Origin of the sequence: uncultured Microbacterium sp. (assembly GCF_947632095.1) — a bacterium.
Lineage (GTDB): Bacteria > Actinomycetota > Actinomycetes > Actinomycetales > Microbacteriaceae > Microbacterium.
This window is the reverse complement of record NZ_CANROA010000069.1, coordinates 1-7761: the sequence shown is the minus strand read 5'-3', so window position 1 is coordinate 7761 and position 7761 is coordinate 1. Positions and strand designations below refer to the sequence as shown.

General features: G+C 67.9%; 9 protein-coding genes and 1 pseudogene. 7 read left to right on the top strand and 3 right to left on the bottom strand.

Going from position 1 to position 7761, the window contains the following annotated elements; translation table 11 throughout:
* From Q0Z66_RS11540 to Q0Z66_RS11520, 5 genes are all read left to right on the top strand, one after another.
* The coding region (locus Q0Z66_RS11540; protein ID WP_298041271.1) for a TRAP transporter large permease at window positions 1-891 on the top strand (891 nt) is incomplete at its 5' end.
* Window positions 888-1805, top strand: a complete 918-nt coding sequence (locus Q0Z66_RS11535; protein ID WP_298041269.1) for a shikimate dehydrogenase — start codon at window positions 888-890, stop codon at window positions 1803-1805. The genes Q0Z66_RS11540 and Q0Z66_RS11535, both read left to right, overlap by 4 nt.
* Before the next feature lie 25 nt (window positions 1806-1830).
* Window positions 1831-2853 carry a DctP family TRAP transporter solute-binding subunit gene (locus Q0Z66_RS11530; RefSeq protein ID WP_298041267.1) on the top strand — a complete coding sequence of 341 codons (1023 nt, stop codon included), beginning with the start codon at window positions 1831-1833 and terminating at the stop codon, window positions 2851-2853.
* 9 nt (window positions 2854-2862) lie between these two features.
* Window positions 2863-3837 (top strand): phosphotriesterase-related protein, encoded by a 975-nt coding sequence (locus tag Q0Z66_RS11525; protein WP_298041265.1) that lies wholly within the window; start codon window positions 2863-2865, stop codon window positions 3835-3837.
* Between the two features lie 13 nt (window positions 3838-3850).
* The gene (locus Q0Z66_RS11520; protein ID WP_298041263.1) at window positions 3851-4489 is read left to right on the top strand and encodes a TetR/AcrR family transcriptional regulator; all 639 of its coding nucleotides are present in this window, start codon (window positions 3851-3853) and stop codon (window positions 4487-4489) included.
* Window positions 4490-4505: 16 nt separating this feature from the next.
* Here the strand turns inward: Q0Z66_RS11520 and Q0Z66_RS11515 are convergent, their stop codons facing one another.
* From Q0Z66_RS11515 to Q0Z66_RS11505, 3 genes are read right to left on the bottom strand one after another with little or no spacing between them, the layout of a single operon-like run.
* A complete protein-coding gene (locus tag Q0Z66_RS11515; RefSeq protein ID WP_298041261.1) occupies window positions 4506-5213 on the bottom strand; it encodes a ribonuclease H in 708 nt (235 codons plus the stop codon).
* A 47-nt stretch (window positions 5214-5260) separates the two neighbouring features.
* Entirely contained in the window at window positions 5261-5476 is a 216-nt protein-coding gene (locus tag Q0Z66_RS11510; protein ID WP_298041260.1) for a hypothetical protein, read from the bottom strand.
* A gap of 8 nt (window positions 5477-5484) precedes the next feature.
* A complete protein-coding gene (locus Q0Z66_RS11505) occupies window positions 5485-6387 on the bottom strand; it encodes a VOC family protein (protein ID WP_298041259.1) in 903 nt (300 codons plus the stop codon).
* Window positions 6388-6490: 103 nt separating this feature from the next.
* On the opposite strand from Q0Z66_RS11505, the gene Q0Z66_RS11500 reads away from it, so the two are divergent.
* Together Q0Z66_RS11500 and Q0Z66_RS11495 are read left to right on the top strand one after the other, a co-directional pair.
* On the top strand, window positions 6491-7561 hold the full coding sequence (locus Q0Z66_RS11500; protein ID WP_298041257.1) for a mechanosensitive ion channel domain-containing protein: 1071 nt from the start codon (window positions 6491-6493) through the stop codon (window positions 7559-7561).
* 30 nt (window positions 7562-7591) lie between these two features.
* A pseudogene (locus Q0Z66_RS11495) lies at window positions 7592-7761 on the top strand (short-chain dehydrogenase); the annotation flags it as partial.

The following is a 7761-nucleotide window of genomic DNA, read 5'->3' as shown; positions in this document are numbered from 1 at the left end:
GGCTACGGCCGCCGCTTCGCCACCGGCGTCTCGGCGACCTCCTCGCTCATCGCGCCGGTCATGCCCCCGAGCATCCCGGCCGTCATCTACGCCGGTCTCGCGGCGGTCTCCACCGGAGCACTGTTCGCCGCATCCGTGATCCCGGCGCTGCTCATGGCCATCGGCATGTGCATCGTCGTCTGGGTGCTCGTGCGCCGCATGAAGAACGTCAAGAAGGGCACGTTCGATCGCGCCGAGTTCCTCGCATCGATCAAGGGCGTGCTCCTGCCGCTCGTCGCGCCGTTCATCATCCTCGGCGGAATCCTCGGCGGATTCTTCACCCCGACCGAAGCCGCCGCCGTCGGCGTCGTCTACATCCTCTTCGTCGGCATCGTGCAACGCTCGCTGAGCATGAAGAGCTTCGTCAAGGTGGTGACCGAGACGGTCACCACCACGGCATCCATCATGATCATCGTCGCCTCCGCGTCGCTGCTCGGATACATCCTCGCCCGTGAGCGCCTGCCGCAGATGCTCACCGAGCTCGTCTTCGCGATCACCGACAGCCCGCTGGTGTTCCTCATCCTCGTCACCGTGCTCATGCTGATCCTCGGCACCGTGATCGATGCGACCGCGATCCTCGTGCTCACCGTGCCGATCATCCTGCCCATCGCCACCGAGATCGGCGTCGACCCGATCGTGCTGGGCGTTCTGATGATCCTGTCGCTCATGATCGGCCTGCTCACCCCGCCCGTCGGAACCGTGCTCTTCGTCACCGCAGCGGTGTCGAAGACCCGCATCGGCGAGGTGTTCCGCGGCAGTCTGCCGTTCATCCTGCCGCTGCTGATCATCTGCATTCTCATCATCGTGTTCCCGAGCGCTGTGATGTGGTTGCCGGGGGTGCTCGGTCTGTGAGCCACGAAAACGCCCGGAGCACCCCGCGCCCGCAGGCCTTCCTCATCGGTCTGGTCGGCGAGGGGGTGGGCCCTTCGCTCACCCCGCCCATGCACGAGCTCGAGGGCTCGCGCCACGGCATGAACTACGTCTACCGCACGATCGACCTGGCGCCGGCCGAGGGGACGACCGAGTTCCTCCGGCGGCTGCTGGACTCCGCCCGACGTCTCGGATTCACCGGACTGAACATCACCCACCCCGTCAAGCAGGCGGTCATCCCGCTGCTCGACGAGCTCGCCGACAGCGCGCGGGCCGTCGGGGCCGTCAACACGGTCGTCTTCACCGAGCGGGGATCGGTCGGTCACAACACGGATGCGACCGGCTTCCGCGCGGCGCTGAACGATGCCTTCGGCGGTGACCGGCTCGGCCGCGCCGTGCTCGTCGGTGCGGGAGGAGCGGGCTCCGCCGTCGCGACGGCCCTCGCGCAGCACCCCCTCGACGAGCTCGTGATCGTCGACCAGGATGCTGCGCGGGCCGACGCGCTGGCCGAGCAGGTCTCCGCGATCGGCCGAGCCGTCCGCACCGCGGGCCCCGACTCCCTGCCCACCGAACTCGCCGTCGCCGACCTCGTCGTCAACGCGACCCCCGTCGGCATGGCCGCCCACCCGGGCACCCCGTTCGACCCGGCGCTGCTGCCCACCGGCATCCGCGTCGCCGACATCGTCTATCGACCCGTCGACACCGCACTGCTGCAGGAGGCCCGCACCCGCGGCATCCGCACCATGTCCGGACTCGGCATGGCCATGCACCAGGCGGCCGATGCCTTCGAGATCTTCACCGGAGCGCGAGCCGACCGCCAGGCCATGCTCGCCGACCTGAACGATCTGGTCGCCGCCGAGGCGGCCGAACACGCACTCGAACCGCACCACCCCTGACAAGCACCCGAAAGAGGAGAGAATCATGGATGCACGACGCAACCGGCGAACGATGTGGCTCGCCGCCCTTGCCGCACCGGCGATGATGCTGGTCGCCTGCTCCGGCACCGGAGACGGCGCCACCGGCGACGCGAGCAGCACGCAGAAGCTCACGCTCGCCCACAGCTACAACGAGGACCAGCCCCAGCACCGCTGCGGTGCCCAGGTCATCGCCGATGAGGTGAGCGCCGCCGGCGTCGGTCTCGAGGTCGAGATCTTCCCGTCGAGCCAGCTCGGCGGCGACGCCGACCGCATCGCCTCGGTCGCCTCGGGCGACATCGACATCGACATCCAGGGCGCCTCGGCGCTCGGTGCGGTCTACGAGCCGATCAGCGTGCTCGACTCGGCCTACGCCTTCGACGACGCCGACCACCTCGCCCGTTTCATGGACAGCGATGCGTCCGACACGGTCGTCGACGCCTTCGCGGCCGAGACCGGCGTGCACACGCTCGGCGCCTGGTCGGCCGGTGCCCGCCAGTTCACCGCCAACACCCCGATCCGCACGCCCGACGACCTGTCGGGTCTGCGCATGCGCTTCCCCGGCTCGCCGCAGTTCCTCATGAACGCGAAGGCGCTCGGCGCCCAGGCCACCGAGGTCGCCTACGAGGAGCTGTACCTCGCCCTGCAGCAGGGCACGGTCGACGGCCAGGAGAACCCGATCACCAACATCGTGGCGACGAACATCAAGGAGGTTCAGGACTACGTCAGCTTGAGCTCGCACCAGCTGAACACCAACCTCGTCATCATCAGCGATATCTGGAACGACCTGAACGAGGAGCAGCAGGAGGCGCTGACGGCGGCGACAGACAAGGCGATCGCCGAGGTCACCGCGTGCGTCGACGCCGACGAGGCGGAGATCCTCGAGGAGTGGCGCACCGGCGATGACTGGGAGGTCGTCGAGGACGTCGACCGCGACGCGTTCAGCGAGAAGGCCGAAGAGTACCTCTCCGGTGTGCTGACCGGCGACTCGCTCACGGTCTACGAGGCCATCCGCTCCACCTCGGAGTGACCCTCGGGCATGGCGCGTTCGATACCGACGTTCACGGGGGAGGTGGACGCAGACGAGCTGGGGATGACCCTCATCCATGAGCACGTCTTCGTCACCGATCCCGAGCTCGACATCAATATGCCGCATCCGGAATGGGATGAGCGGCAGATGATCGAACGCGCCGTGCAGACCCTCACCGATCTGCACGCCCGCGGCGTGCAGACGGTGGTCGATCTGACGGTCGTGGGTCTCGGCCGCGACGTGCGCCGGGTCGCCGAGGTGGCCGCACGGGTTCCCGTGCGGCTGATCGCGGCGACCGGATGCTACGCGGCCGAGACCCTGCCCACCTTCTTCCGACTCAATGGTCCCGGGCTCGTCGTCGACGGCCCCGACCCGCTCGTCGAGCTGTTCGTCGGAGACATCGAACGGGGCATCGCGGGCACCGATATCCGAGCCGGCATCATCAAGATCGCGACGGATGCCGCGGGCCTGACACCCGACTCCGCACGGGTGTTCGCGGCTGCCGCCGAGGCGCATCGGCGCACCGGCGTTCCGATCACGACCCACTCGCATGCTGCATCCGGCGGAGGCGCCGATCAGCAGGACGAGCTCGAGCGGCTGGGGATTCCGCTCGACCGGGTCGTGATCGGACACAGCGGAGACTCCACCGACCTCGCCTACCTGCGCCGCATCGCCGATCGCGGATCCTACCTCGGCTTCGACCGCTTCGGCATGGAGCACCTCGCCCCGGACGCCGACCGGGTGCGGATGCTGCTCCAGCTCCTCGATGCGGGTTATGCCGATCGCATCGTCCTCTCGCACGACGCCGCGGTCTTCAGCCGTGTCACGCCGCCGTCGTGGCGGGCGGAGCACGTGCCGAATTGGCATATGCAGCACCTCTTCGACATGATTCTTCCGACACTGAGCGATGCGGGCATCGATGACGCGACCCTGCGCCGCCTCATGATCGACAACCCGCGCCGGGTCCTGACCGGCGCCGACTGATGGGGGAGTGGACATGACCGAACCCGTCGTCCGCAAACGCGACGCCGAACGCACCCGCGCCGATCTGCTCGCCGTCGCGACCGAGGCCTTCGCCGAATCCGGCTACGCGGGAACCCGGGTCGATGAGATCGCCGAGCGCACCCAGACGACGAAGCGGATGATCTACTACTACTTCGGCGGCAAGGAACAGCTCTACCTCGCCGTGCTCGAGAACGCGTATCGCGGCATCCGCGAACGCGAGCAGTCGATCCACGCCGGCGACCTCGCGCCCGTCGAGGCCCTGAGGCAGATCGCCGAGCTCACCTACGACCACCACCTCGATCACACGGCGTTCATCCGGCTCGTCTCGATCGAGAACATCCACCATGGCGAGTTCATCCAGCGACTCGATGGCCTGCGCACCCTCAACCAGCCCGCGGTCGCCGTGCTCGAAGAGGTGCTCGAGCGCGGCCGTGCCGAGGGCACGGTTCGCGCCGACGTCGACGCGCTCGACGTGCACCTGCTGATCAGCTCGTACTGCTTCTTCCAGGTCGCCAACCAGCACACCTTCGGCTACCTGTTCGGCCGCGATCTGCTCGCCGAGGAGCGCCGCGAGCACCTGCGCTCCATGATCGGCGACGTCGTCGTGGCGTGGATGACCGCGGGGCGCTGAACCGGTCCGGCGCCGCTCAGATGAGCCGGCGCAGCGCCTCGACGAGGGAAATGCTCTGCGCATTGGCGCGATCGCGCAGACGTGCGTGCTCCTCGGCGGTGAGCGTCAGCGAGAGATCGATGGGCTCTGCGGGAGCGGCGTCCCAGCCGTCGAAGAGATCGGATGCCTCGGCCCACAGCGGTTCGGACGCGGGGGCTGCGGGGGCTGCCGCCGCACTCGCGAGATCGCTCGCGGGGACCGTGGTTCCGGCATCCACCGAACCCATCGTGAAACCGGGCCCGCGGTTCGGCTCACGCTTGGCCTGATAAGCCTTGGATGCGGCGTTCGCCCGCTGGTCGGCGGCCTCGTTCAGCTCGTGGCCGGCGTGCCCCTTCACCCAGACGAAGTCCACGTCACGCCCCTGCATAGCAGCGTCGAGCGCCTCCATGAGGTCGCGGTTCAGCACGGGGGCGCCGTCGGCCTTGCGCCATCCGCGGCGCTTCCATCCCGGCATCCACTTCGTGATCGAGTCGATCACGTACTTGCTGTCGCACATGATCTGCAACGGTTCGTCGACCTCGGCGGTCGCCCGCAGCAGCTCGAGCACCGCCTGCAGCTCGCCCTGGTTGTTCGTGCCATGCGGTGAGCCGCCCGCGGCCCAGTTCGCGTCGTCGATGTACCAGGCCCAGCCGTTGGGGCCGGGGTTTCCCAGAGCGGATCCGTCTGCCGCAGCGGTGATCGTCATCCCTCCAGGGTATCCGCGGGCCCGACATCGCCCGCGCGTCGGGATGCCTATTCGGCGCCGGCGTCCGTCCCGTCGCCGGTCGGAACGACGACATCCACAGAGATCGACACGGTCGAGCTCGTCTCGTCGCCCGGCAGCCCCAGTCCGAGCGGGTCGGCAACGGCATCCGGCAGGCGATCGACCGAACCGTCGCGCTCATCCGGCTCACCCGGCAGCGCCGCCCAGGCGCTCTTCTGCTCGGGCTTCTGCGTGAACAGTCCCATGGTCCCCCTCAGAAATCGGCGATGACGAGCTTCTTCATCTCCATCATCTTCTCGTACGCGCCCGGACGCTCCATCAGCGCGCCCATCGTCTCGGGAACGATCTGCCAGCTCAGACCATAACGATCGGTGAGCCACCCGCACTGCTCCGCCTCGGGAACGGCGGACAGCGCATCCCAGTACTCGTCGATCTCGGCCTGATCGGCGCATCGCACCTCGAGGGAAATCCCCGGAGTGAATGTGTAGTCCAGTGCGATGGCCGAGTCCATCATCGAGAACCACTGCCCGGCCAGACGGAACTCGCCGAACATGACCGTGCCCGGTTCTGCCGGCCCGGTCTGCACGCGATGCTCGGCGATGAACCCGACGCCCGAACCCGGAAGCACACCCGAGTAGAAAGACGCCGCCTCGCGCGATCGGTTCTGCACGGGTCCGCAGAACATGAGCTGCGGGATGACGAACGGCCGCGGCTCACCTTCGGGGTTGGTCAGCAGCAACTGCCAGCTGACTCCGAAGCGATCCTCGACCCAGCCGTAGTGGGGGCTGAACGGGTAGGCGTCGAGTGCCATGATGATCCGTCCGCCCTCGGCCAGGCGCGCCCAGGTCTCATCGAGGGCCGCCCGCGCGTCATCGGCGCTGCCGTCGAACATCAACGGATCGAAGTTCAGCATGAACGACATCGATGGGTTCGGGCTGAACTCGTCGCCCGCGTTGATCAGCGTGATCTGGAACCCATCGATCGACACGTCGACGGTGAGAGTCCTGCCCGCGAACTCTGCCTGCCAGTCGGGCAGCTCCATCGGGTAGCGGGCGCTGGTCTCCGCCGTCGTTCGCGGAAGCGCATCAGCATAGAATTCTCCGGCCTCATCGGCGTTTCGTGTGCACCAGATGTTTGGGACGATCTTCTGCGACATGGCTGCTCCTTTGCACCTCGACCCTCCTTCTCCATGGTGAGACGAGCGGATGCCGGATGCAAGAGGTTGCGTTCAGGGGCGGCCCCGTGCCTAGGGTGGTTCGATGGCTTCTCTCCTGGACATCGACATCTCCGGCCACACCTGGGCGGGAACGCTGATCGGCGTTCTGATCGGCGTCGCGGTCGCCGCGGCGGTCGTGATCGTCGTGCGCCTCGTCGTGGGACGAGCGCGCGGCCGATCGGCCTGGCTGGCCGCGCTCGAGCGCCGATTGCGGGTTCCGGGGACCACCCTCGCCCTTCTGATCGCCCTGTGGGCGGGATGCGCGTCGACGGCGCCGTCGCTGGAGCCGTGGTGGCCGGTGGTCGAGCGGGCCCTGCAGATCGTGGTCGTCCTCACCGGGGCCTGGATCCTGTCGATCGTGGTCACCTTCGGCATGGAGCGGCTCATGCAGTACGACGGCCAGCGCGACGGCACGAGCTCCGAAGCGCGTCGCCGCCGCACCCAGCTGACGGTGCTGAACCGCCTCGCGGTCGTGCTCATCGGCGTCCTCGCCGTCGGCGTCGTGCTGTTCTCGTTCCCCGAGGTGCGGGCCGTGGGCACCAGCATCCTGGCCTCCGCCGGCGTCGTCAGCATCGTCGCCGGCCTCGCGGCGCAATCCACCCTGGGCAACCTCATCGCCGGGATTCAGGTGGCCTTCACCGATTCGATCCGCGTCGGTGACGTCGTCGTCATCGAGGGCGAGTGGGGCACGATCGGCGAGATCAACCTGTCGTACGTGGTCGTCTACATCTGGGACGAGCGCCGGCTGATCCTGCCCTGCACCTACTTCACGACGAACCCCGTCGAGACGTGGACGCGGCGCTCCGACAAGATCCTCGGCACCGTCTACATGGATCTGGACTGGCGGGTGCCGGTGGATGCCGTGCGCGCCAAGTTCGACGAGATCATCGACGAGTCGCCGCTCTGGGACCGGCGTTCGGCGAACGTGCTCGTCACCGGTTCCGAGGGCGGGTACGTCTCTCTCCGCTTCAAGATCTCCGCCGCGAACTCCGACGATCAGTGGGATCTGCGGTGCCTCGTGCGGGAGAAGATCATGACGTGGCTGCAGCAGGAGCATCCCGAGGCCCTGCCCGTCACGCGCATCGCGCTCGAGGAGCGCACCGACGCCCGCTGATTCCCAGGTCGGTCGCGTAAAATCGGCCCAATGACTGATGTGTCCACCGATACCGCCGCAGATCTCGGCGACGGCCTCGATCCGAACGACCTCGAGACCACGCTGCGGGTTCTGGCCTCGATGGACAAGATCAGCGAAGAGCATCCCGATTACATCGCCGTGCGCCGTGCGACGGCCGCGATGTTCAAGGCCGTCAAGCG